The following is a 21,898-nucleotide window of genomic DNA, read 5'->3' on the forward strand; positions in this document are numbered from 1 at the left end:
CTCAGGGAGGCTATTATGAAAGCAAGAATGCGTTCTGCCATTGAACTGTTGATGTGCCATCCAGACAATATGGTAGCCGAGATGCTTGGGGTCAAATTGCCTACCCTCAGAGGCTGGATGCGCGAAGACAGCTTTATGGAGGCACTGCGGGAACGCGAGAAGGAGCAGGCTTCGGAGTCTAGAAGACTTGCCAGGCAAGCCGCTCTGAACGCTGCATCGGCGCTTTGCCGGATGACATCTGAGTCGACAAAGGCAGATGGCAAGGTTCTGCTCGAAATTCTAAAGGCTAGTGGTGCATTCGAGACTCCCGAGGTCGACCCAGGAGAAGCACTCGCAGAGATAATAAGACGAGCCTCTGAGGATAAAGATGAAGACTGATGCATCGATCAGACTCCGGCTGGCAAAACTGCTTTGGGGTTGGAAGCCACACAAGACTCAAAGGCAGTGGATGCTCAACGAGGCAAAAGTAAAAGTGGCGTCATGCGGCAGGCGCTGGGGAAAGACCGAGTCTGCAGCCATAGACGCTGCGACTATGGCAATTTTCGAGCCGGGCAGCGTTCAAATGATAGTCTCCGCTACATATGATCAGGCACGCTTGATATTTGACAGCGTGGAACGGCTTGTAACCGGCTCAAAATATCTCAGGCATGCAGCAAAAGCAGTGCGGACGCCTTATCCAAGGCTCACCATAGGCAGGAGTATAATCACAGCGCGCACAGCCGACGAGGACGGCCGCAACCTGCGCGGTAACAGTGCCGATCGGATTATTGTCGATGAGGCCGCGTATGTGCGTGACTGCGTGATCCAGGAAGTTATTTCGCCCATGCTTGCCGACCGTGACGGACGTCTGGTGATGATCTCGACGCCATTTGGCAAGAACCACTTTTATAGAGCGTTTATGAGAGGGATAGCGGAGTCCAACAGCAAAAGGCATGCGTCATTCAGCTTTCCGTCTTGGACAAACCCACATATCAGTCGTGAATATATAGAAGAGCAAAGACATGAGATAAGTCCGAGGCAGTTTGCTGTCGAGTATGAGGCTGCGTTTATTGATGACCAATGCAGTGTGTTTTCATGGAAAGACATCGAGTTTGCCACGGCGCATTCTGATACTGCTGCTGCAGACAGCGATTATGTAGTGGCCGGGATTGACTGGGCGAGGTATTCAGACTATACGGCAGTCGTCGCCATGAGCATAAGCGATTCGGGCTGTAGGGTAATTGGAATCGACCGTTTCAATGCTATGAGCTGGAACAGTCAGATTGAGAGAGTAGTGGATTTCCTATGTCGGTATAGAGTTAGCTCTGCGCTTACGGACCAGAGCTCAATAGGCGATCCGCTCCTCGAACAGCTAAAATCAAAGCTATGGGAGTGCGGTGCTGATATATCCGTTGAGGGTTATACTTTTACCAACCAGTCCAAGCGGGATTTGATAGAAAACTTGTCACTTCAATTTGCTCATAATGCAATTTCTATCCCGCACGACGAAGCTCTTATGCGGGAGTTGCAATACTATGAATACGAGCTTACGGACTCGGGCAATGTCCGCATGAACGCCCGCTCCGGCTACCACGATGATCTGGTGATAGCTCTGGCCTTAGCATGCCACCAGGCGAAGTCATCCGGCTTTTCTGGAAGGTATTTGAGCAGGAATGGAAGTGTGGCTGCGGAAGAATGGTAGTTCTCGATTCCCTGAGGCAGTAGTCTGCTCTGCTATTCTTTCCTCCCAGAGTTGGTATAAGTAATACAACATTACTCTGGGAGGGTCTTATCATGCCGGGCAACAACACTTCAAGCACAGACAATATGATGCGCGCAAGCATTGCAGAGTTTATCGGGACTTTTATTCTCGTCTTTGCAGGCACATCCGTAGCCACTTCGGCTATACTCAGCCGGCCAATCGCCGGAATGCCGCTCAACTCGCTTTCGGTAGGGCTCACATTCGGGCTGGTGCTGGTGGCTCTGATAGGCGCACTAGGCCATATATCAGGCGCGCACTTCAATCCTGCAGTCACAATTGGACTCTATAGTATTGGGCGGTTTCCGGGAAAGTATGTGGTCACCTATATTATCGCTCAGATTGCGGGAGCAATTGCTGCTTCGGCGGCAGTGTGGGCAACCTTTGGAGATGCAGCCAGAAATACAGCCTTTCTCGCTGCCACATATCCTACCGCCATGGCAAGCGAACTGCAGGCATTCCTGATGGAGGTTATCATAGCCTTTATCCTGCTCTTCACTATCGTCTCGATCTCGACAGACGAGCGGGCTAATATGACCACTGCAAGCCTGGCGATAGGATTTGCGCTCGGTGTCGGTGTCCTGATCGGTGGACCGGTGAGTGGAGGGTCTGTGAACCCTGCGCGCACACTCGGTCCGATGATTATGTCTGGCAACTTCACCAGCGTATGGGTGTATCTGGTCGGTCCGGTCGTCGGGGCTGTTGCTGCGGCTATGATCTATCACTACTTCATATTTGCAGCAAAGGCTCCTGCACCTGAGGAAGAAACCAGTGTCCTTGGCAGGGCAGGTGAGGCAGGAGCAACATAACGCGAATTACTATATAGTGATTTCCAACCAGCGCTCTTGCGGTCTATCCGCAGGGGCACTTTCATTTGGTTGTGCTGTATCAGCCTTTATGTGGAATGAACAATTGTGAAAATCGTGCGTCCCGGGAGGCTCATATGGCACATCGACTGGTGCGGTCGTTTATCTTTGTAATTCTTTTTGTTGCATCATACTGCGCGTGCAACGCAGCAGAGTTTTGCGCTGATCTGAAAATCAAAGTGGGAGACAAGCTCTCTAGTGGTAGAGTGTTTGTTAAAGGCGATTACATACGTATGGACATAAAGGAGGGCGGCAAAACGTTTATGACGATGCTTGCCCAAAACGGCTGCCCGACAATCTGGTATTACGATTCGGATCTAAAGCTCTATTGGAGTTTACAGCGTGAAGTGCCATATAATTTGTTGAATTGCCAATCCGAATGTGCTTCATGGCAAGGTGCAGACTGCGGCATAGCTAAAATCGATGGGGTAAAGTGCAGAAAAATAGTCTATCCGACTATGGGAGGCAAGGAGACCCGATGGTACTCTGAAAAGTTGAAAGTGCCGGTGAAGATTGCATCAGAAAGACTCGGCAAGAGGTTTGTAATTCAATATTGCAACATTAAACAGAACAAGCAGCGCGAAGATATCTTTATGATTCCCGGTGGTTATCAAAACAGAGAGCCGGACTACTGGACAAAATTCAAATCAGTGTTCGGCAACTAATCTATAATCAACGAATCTTTCAACATGCGCCTCTGCAGGCAGATGCAGGGGCGCTTTTTTATGCCCGATTTATTTCACATTTCCCAACAGGAGGCTGTATATGTCTACATCGGTTCTATCCAAATTCAGGGATAAGCTCCGCTCCAGGAAGCCGCCACCCCTGAGCGAACTCGCATCCGCCAGAGGATCAGTTACATCCGCCATCGGCTCGATTATGCCGTATAACCCCGATGACCTGATAGGTAAACGTGGCTACGGTATTTACGATCAGATGCAGCGTGACACACAGGTGCATGCTTGCCTTATGATTAAGAAATTCGCCGTGCTTTCGCATGGCTGGGAGGTGCACCCGGCGTCAAGTGATCTAAAGGACATTCGTGTCGCGGACTTCGTACGATGGGCATTTGAGGATATGCGCGGATCGATTCTGGATGTGCTCTACAACGTTCTCGATGCTTTGGCGAAGGGCTTCAGTGTTATGGAGATCAACTATCGCGTGATTGAGGGCTCACCATATGATGGATTGATCGGGCTCGCCTCGATCAAGAGCAAGGACCCCTCTACATTTACGTTCGATACGGATGAGTTCATGAATGTGCGTTCGCTGCAAAGGACGTGCGGAGGCAAGGAAGACCTTCCACCTGAGAAATTTGCAATCTACTCATATCTGCCCAGATATGAGTCACCCTACGGCACATCAGACCTGCGCGCAGCCTACAAGCACTTCTGGAGCAAGGACGTGCTGATGCGGTTCTTGAATGTCTACCTCGAAAAATATGGCTCACCGACAGCCAAGGGCAGCTACAAACGAGGCACGCCCAAGACTGCTCAGGATGACCTTTTGAAGATACTCGACAAGATTCAGCAGCAGACGGCGATCGTGATACCAGAGGATGTGCAGATTGAGCTTATCGAGGCCCAGCGCGGCGGCGAAGCCGGGTATTTGGATGCAATCGAGTTTCACGACAGGCAGATTGCTAAGGCCATCCTCGCCCAGACAATGGTTACTGACGAAGGTGCGGGCACAGGTTCATATGCCATGGCAAATGTCCATTTGAACGTGCTTAAGATGTGCTTGCAAAAGCTCAAGCGAGACCTGGAAGAGAGCGTCATGCGTGAGCAGATTATCAGGCGGCTGGTCGACTATAACTTCAAAGTCAGTGCGTATCCGACATTCAGCCTGGGACCTCTGGAGGACAAAGACCTGGAATCGCTGTCGAATGCAGTCACAAAGCTCATCTCAGGCGAAGTGATCCGACCCGACGAGGGTTGGATACGCGAGTATTTGGGTCTGCCTATTGCGTCGTAACGTCACTATGTCAAAATGTGAAAGGAGAAGATATGGATACAATCGAACGAGAAGCCAAGCTCTTTGAAGCCGGCGCATACCCGGACAGGGGGATTGAAATCACCGAAGAGGATCTCGACTCGCTGATTGAGGGAACCAGCAATGCACCCGTGCGGATTGAGCATACATCCACGCCGTTTGACGGCGCTATCGGGATGCTCAAGTCTGTCTATCGCAAGGGAAAAGAGCTCTTCGGAAGGCTGTGCTTTACTAGCGCTGCATGGGAGCTTATCAAGGAGGCGAATGCGAAGCGGCTCTCCGTCGCAATAAAGAAGGACAAAAGCGCAATAGCCGAGGTTTCTCTTGTGCGTGAGCCGAGGATCGCAGACGCAGCAGTCTTCAGTGCGGATGATACGGTTCAGATCAATGAGAGTGAGATTGAAGTAGATGCAGAATTCAGCTCTGATATTGATGATCCCGAGGTAGACAGGCTCAGGGCTGAGCTTGCAGATAAGAATGCACAGAGTGTTATTGACGATCTCAAGCGTTCCGGGAAGCTCACTCCAGCGTCTGAAGTATTTGCCAAGGCACTGCTCCGCTCTGAAGACTCAAATGTAATCACATTCGGCGGCTCGGTTACGCCTGTGAGCCAGGTTTTCAGATGGTTTCTGGAGTCTCAGCCCAAGGTGATCGAGTTTTCAGAAATTGCAACTGCTGAAGCTGATGTCGATGAGCCTGAGATATTCGCAAAGCTCGGGGTCACAAGTGGGCAGGTGGAAAAATATCGTGGGAGATAGTTGAGAGCAGAGGACAGAAATCTAGCGCCTATTTCTAGTCCTAACGCCAATTCCAAGAATTATTGTCATCAATCCCGATATGACGGCAATGAATATCGCGAATCCGATCGAACGCGGAGCAACTACTGCCGAAGCTATTGCATTCCAAACAAGCACAGAGGCAACTGCAACCAGCCAGGCAGCAGGAAGTAAACGTGGACAGAACCAGTATCCACCTATATATCCAACGCAGAATGAGATTAACATTGCTACCAGTATTAACTCAAGGAAATGTGTAATCAACAATACAAACGTCACACCAGTCAATAGAAGCCAAACAGTGGCTAGCTGTGCCAATGGATGTCCTGACCCAGTAAATTGTTGGGTAGATCTGAAGGTTGATGGGTTGTTTTGTCGAAGTGCTTCTCTGCAGTCAGCGCATGTATCGAACCCGTCTCGATATTCCGTCCCGCATTTGGGGCACCAGGGCATATCGCTCGCCTCCTCGCCATTGCCTAAAGTGATTGTATGACGACGTCGCCTTAAGTATTGTTCGCGCACAAATCAGCAACACACCGACGCGTTGAGATGTGACGCGCCGACACAAGTATATCGAAAGGAGCATACCATGACAGCAACAACAACCGCAAGAGAAGCAAAGAGAAAGGACGGCGAGATCATATCCTACCCGATGGCAGCCGTCAAAATCCCAAAAGGAGCGCTGGTGAACATCAACGCAGCGGGTTATACCACCAATGCCACGGATACCTCCGGCGAGACATTCGCAGGCGTAGCATATGAGACTGTGGACAACTCAGCAGGAACTGCAGGAGCGCTCAATATCAGAGTCGAGACTGTAGGCACATTCGTATTTGTCGACGGCGGAGCCAATGGCGCTCAGACAGATGTCGGCGTCACATTCAAAATCGCCGACAACCAGACAGTCACTGATGCTGCAACAAGCAACAATATTGTTGCCGGTGTCGCAGTCGAGTCAATCTCCACGACCAGCGTCAGGATCAGGATCGACCGTTACGCAAGCTAAGCACTGTTTTGTGTTATGAGTTTAAGTTTTGTGTTCCTTGTAAATGCCACGCCATTCCGGCATTCAACACTCAATAGTAAACTGCAACTGTAACTTATATTTGAAAGGAGCTAAAAATGCCGCTTACAAAATCAGATATGCCCAACCTGCTCGAGGACGGGCTGAAAACAGTATTCTTTGAAGCGATGGATGCAACGATCGGCAACTATGAGCGCATCGCGACCATAGTTCCGTCTGAATCCGACGAGGAGGCTTACCCCTGGCTGGGAGCAGTGCCGAATATGCGCGAGTTCAAGGATGAGAGGATGCCCTTGGGCTTGCTGGAGCACAGCTATTCAATCAAGAATAAGACCTGGGAGTCTTCAATAGCCGTCGAGCGTGAGGCTATCGAGGACGACAAATTCGGTCAGATCAGGCTGCGTGTGCAGTCACTTGCCCGCGAGGCCAAGCGCCATGTCGACGAGCTGGTCTTCACCCTTCTGAAGAACGGTTTCGCGACCACTTGCTATGACGGTCAGTATTTCTTCGATACGGATCACTCCGAAGGTGAGAGCGGCACGCAGTCAAACAAGGGCACTACTGCCCTTGACGCATCCGCGCTTCAGGCAGCGATCACGGCAATGATGAAATACAAAGACGACCGCGGCAAGTTCCTCGGTATAGTACCTGACCTGCTCGTAGTGCCGCCGGATCTGCAGTGGACAGCTATGGAACTGCTGGAATCGACCTACTGGCCGACCGACAACACCAAGCAGGCATCAAACGTACTTAAGGGCAAACTCGACCTGCTGGTGTCGCCATATTTGACGGACACAAATGACTGGTTTGTCCTCTCTACCAAGGGAATTGTAAAACCTGTGATCCTGCAGTCAAGAATGCCCATAGAGTTCGCGGCGCTTGAAGCCGACTCAGAGAGCGGCTTTATGCGCGACCAGTATATCTATGGTGTTCGTGCCCGCTACAATGCAGGTTATGGACTCTGGCAGATGGCCTATGGAAGTCAAGTCTCTTGATCTAGTATTGAGTATTTGAGATTGAGTATTTGGTGAGATATTGTGCCTCCGGGCAAAAAGCCTGGAGGCATTTTTGGAGGTGATATGAGAATGATAACGGCTTTGAATGAAGACACGAATCTCGTGCAGGATGTTACCACCACCGGAGATGGCCGACTACGAGTTGAGGTCACTTCCAGGTATGCGGGCATGAGATCGCTGGTGGATGGCAATGAAGGTGGAAACGGCTATACGATCGCAGCTGGTGCATATACCACGCCGGTCGTCATTACAGATTTGGCATGGACTAGATATGCTCTGTATTTCTATAAATCCAACTCCACAGGCACGTTGTATTTGTCACGCATAGACGACGAGGGAAATGTGTCTGAGGTTGAAGGGACAATCAGCAATGTGTTCTCCGTTGCCAGCGGTTACTGGCGCGACATGCTTACCACCAGTCCAATATTATGCAGCGAGTCAATTCAACTAAGGATAAAGAACACAGGCTCATCCGCAGGTGACTATTGGCTCAAAATTGCGTTCTTTGGATAGACAGGAGGATTTGAATGGAACAGTTGATTTCTAATCTTGCAAATGCCGGTCTGATATCTGGAAACACTATTGTGCTTGACCAATACCAGCGCGTGGATATTACCGATTTTGAAACATTATTCGGGTCAACAGATGGCAGCTACGCCGAGCTATGTGAAGCCGATGACAACGGTGATGGCACAACCAAAGGATATAAGCGGTTCTTCGACGCATGGCATGCATCTGGGATATTGTAAAACAAATCAGCCTGCAATAGACCGAGCGGTGACTGGTATGACACAGCGCTCTCCACTCTCCGCTCTCAGCAACCAAAGGAGGGCCACCCATGGCTATTACAATAACTGCTGCAGATGTCAAGCGCAAGGCCATGATCGACTCGAGCACCTACGATACTTCCATCACCTCACTTATCACGGAGATGCAGTCTGCGCTGCAGTATTCCATAGCAGATGTCTATCTTAACGATACTAACGCCAACCTTCAGGCCACTCTTAAGCTGGGAATGCTCGAAATCATTACAGGTGAATTTATCGAGCAGCTTGGCAGGGAAGCGGGCGCGTCTGAAGATTTTTCAGCGGGAGGTGTGACGATAGGCTCACCGTCTCTGCGTGGGGTAGACCTGATAGAGCAGGGAGCTTCGCGACTGGCTCCTTATCTGAAAAGCATGCTGCCGATGATGTCTGAGAGCACTTTCGACTCCACGACCATCGATACCGACACCTGCTTTTCAAATGACGAGGAGGTGTGGTAGATGTCTTTTCTGGACCGTGTAAAGAAGAAACTGGCCAAATACGGTGAGTCATTTACCGTTACCGGAGGGACATACCAGGGCATCTTCCGCATGCTCAGCTCATCCACTATGAACACATATCTCGACGACATTGAGGTATTGGGCGTCGGACATCCGGGACTGCTTCTGATAACTCAGGGAGATGCAGATATCAACGTTGATGACACACTCACTCGCGATGGACGCTCCTATACGGTCGCACGAATTTCCCAGCATCGTATCGGAGATGTTTGCGTGGTAAAGCTGGCGATTCTTGTGCATTGGGGTGAGTGATCATATGACTGCAAACGAGAGACTCAAACAACTATCACAGATGTCAGACCATGAACTGCTTATGATAGCGACAAATGACATCGCTCACATAAAAGACGAAATCTCCCAGATCGCACGAGGTGAAACAGCGCACTGTGCCGCGGAACATGCCCGTGTCGAATGCGCCGAACAGCAGATAGAAAAACTCTGGAAGAGCCGTGCCTCGGCAATCAGTCTGAACCTGCTCTGGAGCATATCAGTAACTGTCTACGGCGCTCTAATCTTATACTTGGTCACCCGGTTTTAATTTGTGATGCCCGCCTTTATCGAAAGGCGGGCTTTCTTGTTACAGGAGGACAATATGGACTCACAGATACTCCACATCATTATCAGTTCACTGGGCTATCTTGTGCCCTTGGTCGTTGCTTATCTGCTTAAATCACCGCTCGGGACTTATATTCCCACGGCAGTAGCAGAGGTACTCGAAAAACTCGATGCAAACTCTATACGTGAGCTATATGATGCAGTCGATACTGCTGCCGAGCGCCGCGAAACGGCAATCAACGCGATTATGACTATCAGCGCAAAATATGGTGTGGCCGTGAGCAGCAAGACTGCTGCGGCTGTTGTTGATTACATCACCGCACGCATCAGGAAACTTGCCAAATAGGAGGAACTCGATGATGGTCAAGTGCCCGGTTTGTAAAGTCGAACTCTCTGGCGATGGCAAGGTACTATATATGCTCAGCGGTGCCAAACCAATCGAGGGCTATACCCTCTTTCACAATGGCGAAACATATCGCCTCTGCTCAAAAGAATGCCGTGATGCCTTTGAGGCAGAGCCTGAAAAATATACAGGCGGAGGTTAATTTTGGGAAAAAGTTCTGTAATAAAAATAGCACTCGATGCAGGGCATGGCTGCCGTGGGAAGTCATCACACACCGGTGCGGCTGCAAATGGCCTGATTGAGGACGAGATAGTGCTTGATTTTGTCAAAAGGATCGGCCACCACATAAGGCTTGCTGGATATCACACACTCTATACCCGTTCGGATGATACAATGACGGCTCTGTCGGCACGCGGAAAGATGGCGGTCGCAGGCAAGTGTGACCTCTTTCTTTCGATCCACTGCAATGCCGGTCCATCCAGCGCGCAGGGAGTTGAGGCCTTTGTAGCCGAAGCAGATACACGCAGTGCTGAAATAGCAATGGACCTGGTCACCTGCGTGGTTGGAAAAGGAATGGCCAATCGTGGTGTGAAGTGGGACTCGCAGAGTCAGCATACCAAACTTAGAGTGCTCAGAGATACATATAAGCACATGCCCGCCGTGCTCCTCGAGATCGGCTTCCTGACGAATGTCAGCGATTCCGCACATCTGAAAGACAAATTCTTCCGAGAAGCTGTTTCGATTGAGATTGCTAAAGCATGCATACAGTGCATCAAATAAAAGTGAGGCCGTCGCAAGACGGCCTCATCTTGATTTATTGTTCGGATGGTTCCTTAAAGGAACCCATGCTTTTGAATTTCTTGTAACGCTCATCCAAAAGCTTTGGTGTTTTTACTTTTTCGAGCTGGTCCAGATGCTTGATAAGCGCAGTCTTTATATTCCGTGCGGCAATATCCACATTCCTGTGAGCGCCACCCGGCGGCTCAGCGATTATCTCGTCTATTACACCAAGTCTCAAAGCATCGCGGCTGGTTACCTTCAGGGCTTCAGCCATTTCTCTATGCTTTGTCGGGTCACGCCAGAGGATAGCCGCGCAGCTTTCAGGTGGTATTACAGAGTAGACTGCATGTTCGAGCATCAAAACACGGTCGGCAACTGCAATACCCAATGCGCCTCCACTGCCGCCTTCACCTATGACAACAGAAATTACTGGCGTCTCCAGAGTCGACATCTCCATCAGATTGCGGGCAATCGCCTCGCTTATACCCCGCTCTTCCGAGCCGACACTGCAGTCTGCGGCGGGTGTATCCACAAGGCAGATAACCGGCCTTTTGAATTTTTCTGCCATCTTCATCAGCCTGAGTGCTTTTCTATATCCCTCGGGCTTGGCGCTGCCGAAGTTGCGATACTGACGGTCCTTAAGATCGCGACCTTTCTGTTGGCCGACAAACATGATCTGCCTGCCGTCGAGCGTGGCGATACCCCCCACCATTGCATGGTCGTCCGCAAAGAGTCTGTCGCCCGAAAGCTCTGTATAATCATCGAACATCACCCTGACGTAGTCGAGCGTATATGGCCGCTTCGGGTGACGCGCCAGCAATACTCTATCCCACGTACTTAAGTTTGCAAATATCTCAGCCAAGAGTCTGTCACGGTCTTTTTCAAGAGTTGCGATATCGTCAGAGCGGTCTTCACCGCGTTCCATGGTGAGCCTTTTAATCTCAGTGATCTGGTTGTCGAGTTCTGCAATAGGTTTTTCAAAATCAAGCACATTCCATTCGCTAGGCGGCATCTTCCTTCTCCTTACAGCCGCAGAACTGCAGCACCTTTATGAGTGTGGACTTGAGTTCTCTGCGCGACACAATCCTGTCGATCATGCCGTGTTCGAGCTGGAACTCTGATGTCTGGAAGTTGTCCGGTCGATGGATGACACCGGCCTGCTGGGCAACTCTGGCACCTGCGAAACCTACCAATGCTCCAGGCTCGGCGAATATAAAGTCGCCTATTGATGCATAACTGGCATGCACACCTGCAGTAGTCGGGTCTGTGAAGACGACTATGTACGGCAGGCCGGCCTTGCTCAGTCGTGCGCATGCCGCAGCAGTTTTGGCCATCTGCATTAGTGAAAGAATACCTTCCTGCATCCTTGCGCCGCCTGATGTGGTAAACTGGATCACAGGCAGCTTATTCTCTATGGCATGCTCAATAACCCGCACTACCTTTTCACCGACAACACTGCCCATGCTTCCGCACATAAACCTGCAGTCCGCCACACCGAGCGCCACTTCGATTCTGTTTATCTCGCCGGTTCCTGTCACTATAGCCTCGCTGAGGCCGGACATCATTCTGCCTTTGGCGATCTTGGTCTCATACTCGGGGAAATCCAGTGGATTGACAGCCGTAAGGCCTGCATCCATCTCGACAAACGTCCCATCATCTATCGTAATCTCGATGCGTTCCAGGGCTCCGAGTTTGTAGTGATATCCACACTTGCTGCAGACGCGCAGATTTTTTTCCAGTTCCTTATTGAACAGTATTTCGCTGCACTTCGGGCATTTTGTCCACAGTCCATCGGGCAGCGCATCCACGCTCTTTCGAGCAGTTTTACGTGCAGCCTTGTCCTTTAGTCCAAACCATGGTCCAGGCGTCATATCCTGCAACACCTCCCACTTAGTCCGTATATGCGGTAAACGCATAATACGGGTCTCCGAGAGCATTATTCATGTTCCTCGTGAATAATGCGGGTTAGGTAAAAGAAACCGGAGTTACTCTCCAATCTCCGGCATCCTAAACCCAACACCTAATACCTATTTGATCTATTATAACAGATTGTCGGGTTTTCGCCGAATCAGGTGGGTAAACTTCACATGAGAACTGGTTAATCTCTTTTAGGAAGTGCTTCAATGAAAATAGCATATGTATTTGCCTTCGCGGCTATTATTGCCATTACTGCGGGTTCAATGTCGGCTATGGGCGCTGAGTGTAGAGCATGCTACGGTCAGCCGGACTTGAGCACAGTTTGCCCGACTTGTCAGGCTCCTGCATGGGATAGAACACCATTGTGCGAAGTGAGAGCGCCTGCATGTAACACTTGTCCATATACAGCCCCTACCATAGTCCGGGTCGACCCATGGGCAAGATGCGGAGCGTTCTGCAGTGCAGGCCAGATACCAGTCGGCTGGCCATATGGGTGGAATGCGTCATATTGGCTTCAGCCGAGCAGCAATTTCTGAGAAATAGGTAATAGGTAACAGGAAATAGTAATTGATGGTTGGTAAGGCGCGATCCCTTCGGGCCATTCTATCCTAACCCGTATTATGCGTAAAGCGCATAATACGGGTCTCCGAGAGCATTATTCACGTTTCTCGTGAATAATGCGGGCAAAGGGATCGCATGTGCTTCAGCTCACCAGTTTAAAGAAGACCTTAACTATTATAGGGCTGAACGGTGGTATTTGAAGATCGAGGATTAGTTTGTCCCCGACAAGTTCGTAGGCTGATCCGTCCACAGCCACGTCTTCATAGAGTCCCAAGTCACTTAACCTCAACGCTACTTTACGTGAGACGTGTGTGTCAGTGAGATTGAATGAGTTCACCACACATCTGCCGGACTCAGCAAGCAGATGTATATGAGTGAGTTCATCTATCCCAAAGAACCTGCCTCGACAATATAGGTCCTTAAGTTCCTTATACTGCATCATTGCCTGTTTATATGCTTCAAATCGTGCCGGATTATCCTTGCCGCCGCCTATGCCCAGATGCCGTATCGTACTTGCATACCACCAGAACGCGAGGCAGTTGTCATTGTCCTTATCCATGTTGATATGCAGGTATAGCGGAATTTCATAGCACAAGTTGTAGTAGAAGAGACTCAATGCCTTACCCGAGAGCAGGTCCTCGAATGGGTCCCACATAAACTCGAATGCCCACGCTTCATTGAAGACTCCACCGCCATGCAGATAGTACATCGGCAAGTAACGTACACCCCATGGCCACACCGGATCATGCACTTCTGTCAGTATATTTGGATGGCTCTCATGGAGCTTGCGAGAAAGCTCTACAACCGCCCGCGCATGCATATTTGGGGTGGTGGGTACCGGGTGGCCATGATTCGGGTCATAGCATGCTCCTCGCCAGTCGAACTCATCAAACATTACAAAGCTCATTCCTGCATCTGCGAGCTTGCGAATTCTCTGGAGTTTCTCCTCCTGATACCGAGTGTAGCATACACACGGTTCATAAAAGGGCTTGTAATCGTCTGGCTTGCAGTAGTAGCCTATGTTGCCGTCCGCGCGATGAGCGTACATATCAGGATAGCTATTACAATAGCTGCGGCCGATCGTGCGAAATGCCGTCTTGAGGCCATATTTGTTTTCTATGGTTTTTACGAATTCTGCAGTATCACCCAGACGCTCAGTATCCCAAATGGTCTCACCTTCGCAGACCTCCCAGCCTGGGTCGAGGTATAATGCCTCACAGCCGACATCGCGAGCCATGCCTGCCTCTCGCTCCAGCGCCTCAATTGAACAATGCTGTGCCAGAGCCTGTCGATTGTTGTGGTGCCAGCCGATGTTATAAAGCTCGTTCCAGTGGACAGGCGGATCATAATTTTCCGGTAAACCGTGTCCCCGCGAGTTCATAAATTCGCGGAACATATAGCTTCCCTGTCTCCACAATCCTTCATAAAAATGATAGCGAGTCTTTCCAAAGATGAAAGCCGCGCCCGACTTCAGACTATGCGCCTCGGTCGGCTCGTCATAGAGTGACGCCGACGCTCCGCCAAATGTAAGGTACCTCGCGCCTTCACGAAGCTCTGTGTCGAGCATAGAATACTCTATGGAATCGGGATTATACTTAATGATCAGCAGTCCATTTTCGCCATCTGTCCATGCCCATCCTTCAGATCTGGCTCTACTCTTGTCAACTACTTCCTGCGCCAAACGCTGTGGATGGTGGTTCTCTGAGCACTCATACCGGGCTTTATAGAGATCATCGAGCTGATAGTCATGCTTTTTGCCGTCAGTTTGGAGCCTGAATGGGAGAGCAACAAGCCTGTAATCTTCAATGTCTATTCCAGGACCGCCATAACGGCTGGGTTTTTCAAGCTTCTTGCGAAATCCGAACCGATAGCCGCGAAGTACAAGGTCGTTTTTTCCCAAGTTACGAATAGTAATCTGTTCTTCCAGGTACTCGTCGCCTTCGGGCAGAAATAATTTATGTGCCACTCTTACCAATTGTCCGCCGTCGGCCGCACCTAAAACGCCTGTGATGGTCACGACTTTGCCTGAGCTTGTGATCTCTTCGTTGATGACGGGTGTGAACAGCCCATCAAGATATACGATCTTATCGTCATACTCGACTATTGCTGAGTATCTATATTCGCTGTCCGCAAAAAGGACGCCTGTGTAAGCGTCCTTAAGTACTATTTTCTGCAGCCGATTATCATATTCCAAGTCGAGCTGATATCTGCTGGTATGAAAACTCTCCAGGTTCATTAACAATCCTCTTGGTTATAGACAGGCACACGATGGGCACCTGCAGTATTTCTTACTATCCCGGTTCAACCCACGAGCGAAATGGAGTGAGTGGAGAAAATACGCCTGAAGCATCCACAAGGGCCCGCATCGCGTCCCCATCTGTCTTGATCTTGCCGAGTTGCCAGGCATACATTGGGTCCAGATAGCCAGTGTATAGTTTTGCGAGTGTTTGGACATCCATTCGCAGCTTGTTGTTTGACAGTGGCTTATCGATTTCAACTTTTCCGTCTTTAGCCCTGACATCAAATTCAAATCCATGCGCAAAGACAGGATCGTCTATCGAAAGTGTAAAGCTGCAGGATATGTGTTCCATCGGTTTCAGTGAAGCCATGGCTTTTAAGGGGTCAGCTATCCTGAACTCAAAGGACGGCCTGACCATCGCATTGATCAGTCGCGGGTTCGGAATCCCATGGAAGAACAAGTCATCAACCGGGGTACTAAATCTGATCCTCGCGTCGGGCTCAATGGATGCGAGCATTGCAAGAATATTCCGTCTGTGCTCATTATCTGGGCACATAATCTCGCTTATAAAGAACAGCTTTCTTTCTTCTTCTGTGCGCACTGCATATATCGCATATCCTGAAAGCTGTCCGTCGTCAGCAATGCTGACTATGACCCTTCTGCCTGTTTCGACAACAGATGCTAAACTTTCTTTGATATGTACAATCCTGTCCCACCAATCATCAGACCTAAGCGTAGAACAGTTATAGTCTCTGGCGCAACTATCGTAAATCTTCTTGATCTCGGGCAAGTCGTCAAGTGAGGCATAGCGGGCTTTACTAGGGTCTCCGATAGTAGTAAGAGCGCTTGCATCAGCAGTGTAAGTCCTTACCTCACAACCCACTTCCCAACCAAATTTACGATAATACTCATATGAAGCAGGCCATAATGATGAAGTAGAAATACCTTCTTCACGCAAGAGCTTTACGCATTGGGTAAGTAAGGCCTGCGCACATCCATGACGTCTGTGCTGCGAGAGCGTACACACTGCACCTACGGCAGAGTGGCTGACTTCAGCATCACCAACATATACCGGGCCTGGGGTGCAGATCAATGTGGAGACAAGTTCCCCATCGACCTCGCAGACCAGAATAAACCTCTCGCCAAACATCTCAGCAATCGTATGAAACGAACTCTGCCACTTATCTTGGTCCTGGCCAAAGACTACATAGGCAATATCAGCTGCCTTTTCGACTTCCGCAGGCGTGGGATTTCTGACAATTAATTCGGGCATAAATTTACACTCCCCTCAACTGGAGTATTCTATTAATCGTCGTTATCTTCCTGCGAGAAGACAATGCATATTAATCGTCTGAAATTGTTTTTCTGCCGAGTTTGATCATATACGCGAGCATGGTGGTTCTCTTGCCCAAAAAACGTGCGGCTGCAAGATCGTTCTGTGTTGGAAGCTGGTCTGATTCAGGTCCGCTTACAGAGCTTACACCATATGGTGTGCCCGCCGAGAACATAATCGGATCGGCATATCCCGGCGGCACTATAATCATGCCAAGGTGCATAAGTGGATTGAGCATTGCAAGTAGTGTCGACTCATTGCCGCCATGAGCTGTGCTTGTGCTCACAAACACCGATGCAACTTTGTCGATGAGTGCGCCTTTCATCCACAGCGGTCCGGTCTTATCGATTACAAGTTTCATCTCCGCCGTTGGGTTTCCATAGCGCGTAGGAGTCCCCAAAAAGATGGCATCCGCCCATTCCATGTCGTCGTTGGTTGGTTCTTGATATGTGTTCATCATTTCTTTGCGGGCTGCAGCCCAGCGAGGATCCTTGGCAATTACCTCTTCTGGAGCAAGGTCTGCCGCTCTCCTGATGCGCACATCCACATCACTTACCCCTCTGGCACCTTCGGCAATCGCTTCTGCCAGCGCCCTGGTGTTCCCGTAGCGAGAGTAGAACACAACCAATACATTTGTCATCATAGCTTTCCCCCTAATTGATTTTCAGGTATTATATTGCTGAGTTGGTATTTACCGCTCTGTGCGGTCTTGCTAAACCAAATTCGTCTGATTTGATTGGATGAATGTGGAATACAGGCTTGTAGTGCGTCTGAAAGAGAAAACGACAAAATATCTTGTCGCTGGAGGCCACCAAATGGAAGAGCAATTGAATACTATGAGTCCGAGAAGTCGAAATAAGACTATTCCTCTTGTTGTAGTGCTGCTGCTGATTGCGGCATCTTGTCTTGCGGCTTATTATATGATCGCTGTATACTTTAGGTCCCCGGTTGATCCCGCCACATATGTGCCTGCAAATGCAGTTGCAGCCGTGACGGTCGACCTTACACAAACAGCCGAAAAAGAAGCTGCACTCAAGACAATCCTAACGATATTTAAGGACGCAGGTGTAAAGGACCCGACACACAGGTTCTTTGAAGAAGTCAATAAGCAGCTTAGGATTGATATAAAGAGTGATGTTATTGGCCATTTGAGCGGCGTGGGCGCTGCGGCAGTGCTGCCTGCAATGACAGGAAAGCTGCCGCAGATAATTGCCGTTGTTGGAACCAGGGGTGAAAACGATTCAAACGCGATTATGACAAAGCTGGGCGATCAGCTAAATAAGAAGAAAGTAAAATTCGACAGATTGGAGTATGACGGTTTTTATTACTACTATGTCCCATCAGAGGGTTCGCGAAATCCGTATTCGACTGGGATCGCCAGCTATGTCGGTGCGGTAAAGAGTGGTATTGTTTATGCCAACAGTGATGAGGCATTTAAGGTTGTTGTGGACACCGCCAAAGGCCGGTCGAACCTTGCCGACAACGAATATTTCAAAACCATGCGCAAGAAGGGCGGGTCGACGTTTGCATCGGTCTATTATAATGGCAAAAGCTACTATAAGCTGATCGGTCCGGCTTTCAAAATCGCCTCAGGACAATTTGCCCCCGGTGCGGATAACATGATAAAGGACCTGATTGAAAACAACGTTGCCGCAGTGGGTAATTTCGACGCAACTGCGGACGGAATAAGTTTTCACCTCAAGGGCATCACGAAGAAGCCCATTCAGTCCGATAGTGTCTCGATCGAAGAACTAGCGTCATTTGCTCCGAAGGGAGCAGCGGTAGTTGCTGCGACTACGGGATTCGATAATGCCTGGCAAGACTTTAGAGTCCAGATGGACTCTAACCCACAGATAGCTGGACAAATGAATATGATGTCCAACCAAATTCAGCAGTTTATCGGAATCGATCCGTATGCAGACCTGTTTGATAGGATAACGGCAGTCGGCGGATATTATGACCCGACGGGACCTCTCAAGATGAATACTATTTGCGGCAATATGACGTTAGTTTTCAAAATGGATAAGCCCGATGTCATGCGGAATTCGCTAACAAAGATACATACTGCACTCTCGGGTTTTGGCTTTGTTCAGATCAAGCCCGCCAAGGTGGGAGGAGTTGATGCAGCCATAGTCCCACTTGGTCAGAGTGGGGTGTTTTGCGATGCAATATCCGGCAATTGTCTATTGCTGAATTTGAGTGGGTCCAACACGGCTGAGGGACTAAAGAGCGCTATAATGACTTCCGCAGGCAAGTCTCCGTCTATTGTGAGAAGCAAGTCATTCCAGAGCGTGGCAAAACTATTGCCGAAGAAAGCAACCGCTCTAATATACTGCGACTCCGGTTCGACAATGGGTTTCATTGCACAAAATGTCCCGGCCAGTGACCGTAAAATTGTTAAATCTGTTAGCAAAAAAATCGGTGCGTTTGGTGTGACGATTGGCTCAACCGGCACCAAATACGAAATGAAAGCTGTAATGCCCTTCAAAGTGCGCTGACAGCTCAGCGCAATTAGGCTTGACAATTCTGTTCGGGACAAGGTTGTTCCGACGAGATAGCCAAATTACATTCTGTTCTTGCCGAGATGCAGGAAAAATTGTATAATATCTTACGAGTAGGGAAATCGCTATTTTGTGATTTCTGGGTATTTGTGTGTACCGGACTCTGACAAGCCGTATAATCGGCTTGGGTCACAATTCACGAGGTGATACAACCACAGATGATATATCCATCCGCAGATAAACTTGAAAACATGGGCAGCAAGTATGCGTTAGTCGTGCTTGCTGCAAAACGAGCAAAGCAGATCAAGAGCGGCGTGCAGCCTCTAATAAACACGGACTCTAAAAATCCGCTGACAATTGCTCTGGAGGAGATAGCTGCAGGCAAGATCACATGCGAGGTGCCAGACACAGACGTCATTACGACAGTTGCCGAGGAACCCGAAGTTGCCCAGTTGCTGGCGATCCCTGAAAGACCTGAGGGAGAAGAGGAAGAGCTCGAACTTGAGACGGTTGAGGAAGAAACCACTCTGACACTCGATGAGGATATCTCAGAGGACGACGAGCTTGATGAGCTCGAAGATGAAGAAGAGGAAGAGCCGCTTGATCTCGGGCTGGACGAAGATGAAGGTGAAACCGAAGATGTGGTTGAGCAGGATTTGGACGACGAATTGGCACTGGATGAAAAGCCCAAACGCAAACGAAAATCCAAGGCTGACATAGAACCAGATATAGATATTGATGCTATTGGCGAAGATATTATTGCCGACGAGGAAGAAAACTCGGAGGACTAATCACATTTAGTATTTGGGATTTTTGATTTTATATTTTGTTTGGGGACCGTAACGGCCGAGGATGACAATGCGTTCCTCGGTCGTTGGATTTTGATATGGTTAATAAAAAAGACTACTATGAAACGTTGGGTGTGGCGCGAGATGCCGACCTGAACACAATAAAAAAAGCATACAGGCGATTGGCGCGACAGCATCACCCGGACGTGAACTCTGCCGCCGATGCAGAAGCAAGGTTCAAAGAGATAAACGAAGCATATCAAGTGCTCTCAGACCCGGAGAAGCGTGAAATATATGACCGATATGGCCAGCAGGGGCTCGAAGGTGCAGCACAAGGTCAGGGATTCGGTGGATTTGAAGGCTTCGGGGGTTTTGAAGATATATTCGATATGTTTTTCGGCGGTGGCCCAAGTGCCGGCGCGACGCGCGGACGAACCGGAGCCGAACGCGGAGATGATCTTCGTTATGACCTTGAAATGACTCTCGAAGAGGCTGCACACGGAGTCAGCCGCAGCATCCGCTATACTCGGATGGAAACTTGCCAAGTATGCAGCGGCACCGGTGCAGAACCGGGCACCAAACTTGAGACATGCACTCTATGTCACGGAAGCGGTCAGGTCAGGCAGCAGCAGCAGAGCATATTCGGCACCCAGATCAGGATTGGAACATGCCCCAAGTGTCATGGTGAAGGAAAAACTGTAGGCTCGCCATGCAAAGAGTGTTCCGGTCAGGGCAGAAAGCGCAAGACAATCGAAAAGAACGTGGATATCCCTGTCGGGGTCGACAGTGGTATGAGAATACGCCTCTCAGGTGAGGGCGATGCCGGACGCAGAAGCGGACCCAGTGGTGATCTGTATATAATCACTCATGTAAAAAAACACGACTACTTCGAGCGCAGAGGCAGCGACCTTTGGAGCGAAGTTACGATTGGGTTTGCAACGGCAGCCCTTGGTGGTCAGATCGATGTGCGGACTATAGACGGCACATCCGAATTGGATGTATCGCCGGGGACGCAGTCCGGTGAAGTCTACTCGTTAAGAGGTAAAGGCATGCCTGACCCGACCGGTGGCCGGGCTGGTGACCAGAATGTGGTCCTGCGTGTGGAAACTCCGACAAGACTTACGGACCAGGAAAAAGAACTGCTAAAACAGTTCGCCGAACTGCGTGGAGAAGACATTAAAGAAGCGCAGGGCAAAAATTTCTTTGAACGAGTGAAGGATGCCATACACGGACTATGAGATGGGTCGAGATTACCGTAAACGCCACTGGTGAATCGGCAGAGGCTGTCAGCAATATTCTTATCGAGGAAGGCTGCGGCGGAACAGCCACAAGCAGTCTCGTGAAATCCGACAAACAGACAGCCAATGACATCATCGGATATTTGCCGGTTGACGACAGGCTTGAAGGCAGACTGCAGAATATCAGTGAGCGGGTAAAGACTCTGCCGGACCTTGGGCTGAGCCTTGCAAGTGATGAAATAACTATCAAACGAGTTAAGGACGAAGAGTGGGCATCGGCGTGGAAGAAGTTTTTCAAGCCCCTAAAGATAGGCCGAGTCGTAATCAGACCGACTTGGGAAGAGTATGATCCGCAGCCGGACGATATTGTGATCGACCTTGACCCGGGCATGGCCTTTGGAACGGGCAGTCATCCGACCACAAAACTCTGCCTGGAAGCTCTGCAGGATTATGTAAAAGGCGGCGAAACCGTTCTGGACATGGGGACAGGCTCGGCTATCCTTGCGATGGCTGCGGCAAGGCTCGGTGCCGCGAGGGTTGTTGGGCTGGAGATCGACCCGGTGGCAGTGGAAGCAGCAGTAGATAATGTAAAGCGAGTGAATCTGGGCAACACGATTAAAATAGAACGCGCAGACTCGCCATCGGCATTTGAGGGCCAGGCCGACATAGTGCTGGCAAATATTATCGCGAAGGTCATTATCGACATGGCCGAAGGGCTCGCGTCAAAGGTTAGGCCCGGTGGAATATTAATCGCTTCGGGAATCGTAGTCGAGCGCTCACAGGAAGTGATCGACACTCTGACCAGTCTTGGACTGAAGCTGCACGAAGTGCGGCAGGGCGGCGACTGGGTGGCTCTGGTCTTCAAGCAGCCGGATTAGTTCAGTTTACAACCTTTTGACTTTTTTAC

At 49.8% G+C, this 21,898-nt stretch carries 25 protein-coding genes and 1 pseudogene; 21 read left to right on the plus strand and 5 right to left on the minus strand.

The window, feature by feature from the left end:
- Positions 1–15: 15 nt before the first annotated feature.
- From LLG46_01920 to LLG46_01995, 16 genes are all read left to right on the plus strand, one after another.
- Complete coding sequence (locus LLG46_01920; GenBank protein ID MCE5322053.1) at positions 16–378, plus strand: hypothetical protein; 363 nt, start codon at positions 16–18, stop codon at positions 376–378.
- Positions 368–1,681, plus strand: a complete 1,314-nt coding sequence (locus tag LLG46_01925) for a terminase family protein (protein ID MCE5322054.1) — start codon at positions 368–370, stop codon at positions 1,679–1,681. Before LLG46_01920 ends, LLG46_01925 begins: the two co-directional genes overlap by 11 nt.
- A 92-nt stretch (positions 1,682–1,773) precedes the next feature.
- Positions 1,774–2,547, plus strand: coding sequence for an MIP family channel protein (locus LLG46_01930; protein MCE5322055.1), 774 nt, complete (start codon positions 1,774–1,776; stop codon positions 2,545–2,547).
- Positions 2,548–2,681: 134 nt separating this feature from the next.
- Positions 2,682–3,269 carry a hypothetical protein gene (locus LLG46_01935; GenBank protein ID MCE5322056.1) on the plus strand — a complete coding sequence of 196 codons (588 nt, stop codon included), beginning with the start codon at positions 2,682–2,684 and terminating at the stop codon, positions 3,267–3,269.
- Positions 3,270–3,369: 100 nt separating this feature from the next.
- Positions 3,370–4,578 carry a DUF935 domain-containing protein gene (locus LLG46_01940; GenBank protein MCE5322057.1) on the plus strand — a complete coding sequence of 403 codons (1,209 nt, stop codon included), beginning with the start codon at positions 3,370–3,372 and terminating at the stop codon, positions 4,576–4,578.
- A gap of 32 nt (positions 4,579–4,610) precedes the next feature.
- Positions 4,611–5,354 (plus strand): hypothetical protein, encoded by a 744-nt coding sequence (locus tag LLG46_01945; protein ID MCE5322058.1) that lies wholly within the window; start codon positions 4,611–4,613, stop codon positions 5,352–5,354.
- 607 nt (positions 5,355–5,961) lie between these two features.
- Positions 5,962–6,378: a hypothetical protein gene (locus tag LLG46_01950; GenBank protein MCE5322059.1), complete on the plus strand. Its 417-nt coding sequence runs from the start codon at positions 5,962–5,964 to the stop codon at positions 6,376–6,378.
- Between the two features lie 116 nt (positions 6,379–6,494).
- Positions 6,495–7,391: a Mu-like prophage major head subunit gpT family protein gene (locus tag LLG46_01955; protein ID MCE5322060.1), complete on the plus strand. Its 897-nt coding sequence runs from the start codon at positions 6,495–6,497 to the stop codon at positions 7,389–7,391.
- A gap of 84 nt (positions 7,392–7,475) precedes the next feature.
- Positions 7,476–7,925: a hypothetical protein gene (locus LLG46_01960; protein MCE5322061.1), complete on the plus strand. Its 450-nt coding sequence runs from the start codon at positions 7,476–7,478 to the stop codon at positions 7,923–7,925.
- 14 nt (positions 7,926–7,939) lie between these two features.
- Complete coding sequence (locus LLG46_01965) at positions 7,940–8,161, plus strand: hypothetical protein (protein MCE5322062.1); 222 nt, start codon at positions 7,940–7,942, stop codon at positions 8,159–8,161.
- An 89-nt stretch (positions 8,162–8,250) separates the two neighbouring features.
- Positions 8,251–8,676, plus strand: coding sequence for a hypothetical protein (locus LLG46_01970; protein MCE5322063.1), 426 nt, complete (start codon positions 8,251–8,253; stop codon positions 8,674–8,676).
- Positions 8,677–8,988, plus strand: a complete 312-nt coding sequence (locus LLG46_01975) for a hypothetical protein (protein MCE5322064.1) — start codon at positions 8,677–8,679, stop codon at positions 8,986–8,988. It begins immediately after the preceding gene.
- 4 nt (positions 8,989–8,992) lie between these two features.
- Positions 8,993–9,274 carry a hypothetical protein gene (locus tag LLG46_01980; GenBank protein MCE5322065.1) on the plus strand — a complete coding sequence of 94 codons (282 nt, stop codon included), beginning with the start codon at positions 8,993–8,995 and terminating at the stop codon, positions 9,272–9,274.
- Positions 9,275–9,328: 54 nt separating this feature from the next.
- Complete coding sequence (locus LLG46_01985) at positions 9,329–9,637, plus strand: hypothetical protein (GenBank protein ID MCE5322066.1); 309 nt, start codon at positions 9,329–9,331, stop codon at positions 9,635–9,637.
- Between the two features lie 10 nt (positions 9,638–9,647).
- Complete coding sequence (locus LLG46_01990) at positions 9,648–9,836, plus strand: hypothetical protein (GenBank protein MCE5322067.1); 189 nt, start codon at positions 9,648–9,650, stop codon at positions 9,834–9,836.
- Between the two features lie 2 nt (positions 9,837–9,838).
- Positions 9,839–10,414, plus strand: a complete 576-nt coding sequence (locus LLG46_01995; protein ID MCE5322068.1) for an N-acetylmuramoyl-L-alanine amidase — start codon at positions 9,839–9,841, stop codon at positions 10,412–10,414.
- A gap of 34 nt (positions 10,415–10,448) precedes the next feature.
- Here the strand turns inward: LLG46_01995 and LLG46_02000 are convergent, their stop codons facing one another.
- Positions 10,449–11,426, minus strand: coding sequence for an acetyl-CoA carboxylase carboxyltransferase subunit alpha (locus LLG46_02000; protein ID MCE5322069.1), 978 nt, complete (start codon positions 11,424–11,426; stop codon positions 10,449–10,451).
- Positions 11,416–12,330, minus strand: a complete 915-nt coding sequence (accD, locus tag LLG46_02005; GenBank protein ID MCE5322070.1) for an acetyl-CoA carboxylase, carboxyltransferase subunit beta — start codon at positions 12,328–12,330, stop codon at positions 11,416–11,418. Before accD ends, LLG46_02000 begins: the two co-directional genes overlap by 11 nt.
- Positions 12,331–12,537: 207 nt before the next feature.
- On the opposite strand from accD, the gene LLG46_02010 reads away from it, so the two are divergent.
- Positions 12,538–12,867: a hypothetical protein gene (locus LLG46_02010; protein MCE5322071.1), complete on the plus strand. Its 330-nt coding sequence runs from the start codon at positions 12,538–12,540 to the stop codon at positions 12,865–12,867.
- A gap of 167 nt (positions 12,868–13,034) precedes the next feature.
- On the opposite strand, the gene LLG46_02015 is transcribed toward LLG46_02010, so the two are convergent.
- The 3 genes from LLG46_02015 to wrbA all read right to left on the minus strand — a co-directional run bounded on the left by LLG46_02015 (position 13,035) and on the right by wrbA (position 17,107).
- Positions 13,035–15,128 (minus strand): hypothetical protein, encoded by a 2,094-nt coding sequence (locus LLG46_02015; GenBank protein MCE5322072.1) that lies wholly within the window; start codon positions 15,126–15,128, stop codon positions 13,035–13,037.
- Between the two features lie 55 nt (positions 15,129–15,183).
- Entirely contained in the window at positions 15,184–16,404 is a 1,221-nt protein-coding gene (locus LLG46_02020; protein ID MCE5322073.1) for a GNAT family N-acetyltransferase, read from the minus strand.
- A gap of 70 nt (positions 16,405–16,474) precedes the next feature.
- Positions 16,475–17,107, minus strand: a complete 633-nt coding sequence (wrbA, locus tag LLG46_02025; protein ID MCE5322074.1) for an NAD(P)H:quinone oxidoreductase — start codon at positions 17,105–17,107, stop codon at positions 16,475–16,477.
- A 172-nt stretch (positions 17,108–17,279) separates the two neighbouring features.
- On the opposite strand from wrbA, the gene LLG46_02030 reads away from it, so the two are divergent.
- The 4 genes and pseudogenes from LLG46_02030 (at position 17,280) to prmA (ending at position 21,869) form a co-directional block, all read left to right on the plus strand.
- On the plus strand, positions 17,280–18,962 hold the full coding sequence (locus LLG46_02030) for a DUF3352 domain-containing protein (protein ID MCE5322075.1): 1,683 nt from the start codon (positions 17,280–17,282) through the stop codon (positions 18,960–18,962).
- 221 nt (positions 18,963–19,183) lie between these two features.
- Positions 19,184–19,363: pseudogene (rpoZ, locus tag LLG46_02035) on the plus strand (DNA-directed RNA polymerase subunit omega).
- Positions 19,364–19,851: 488 nt separating this feature from the next.
- Positions 19,852–20,991 carry a molecular chaperone DnaJ gene (dnaJ, locus tag LLG46_02040; protein MCE5322076.1) on the plus strand — a complete coding sequence of 380 codons (1,140 nt, stop codon included), beginning with the start codon at positions 19,852–19,854 and terminating at the stop codon, positions 20,989–20,991.
- On the plus strand, positions 20,988–21,869 hold the full coding sequence (prmA, locus tag LLG46_02045) for a 50S ribosomal protein L11 methyltransferase (GenBank protein MCE5322077.1): 882 nt from the start codon (positions 20,988–20,990) through the stop codon (positions 21,867–21,869). The genes dnaJ and prmA overlap by 4 nt, the downstream gene beginning before the upstream one ends.
- Positions 21,870–21,898: the final 29 nt, after the last annotated feature.

The organism is bacterium, from assembly GCA_021371935.1.
Taxonomy (GTDB): Bacteria; Armatimonadota; UBA5829; order UBA5829; family UBA5829; genus UBA5829.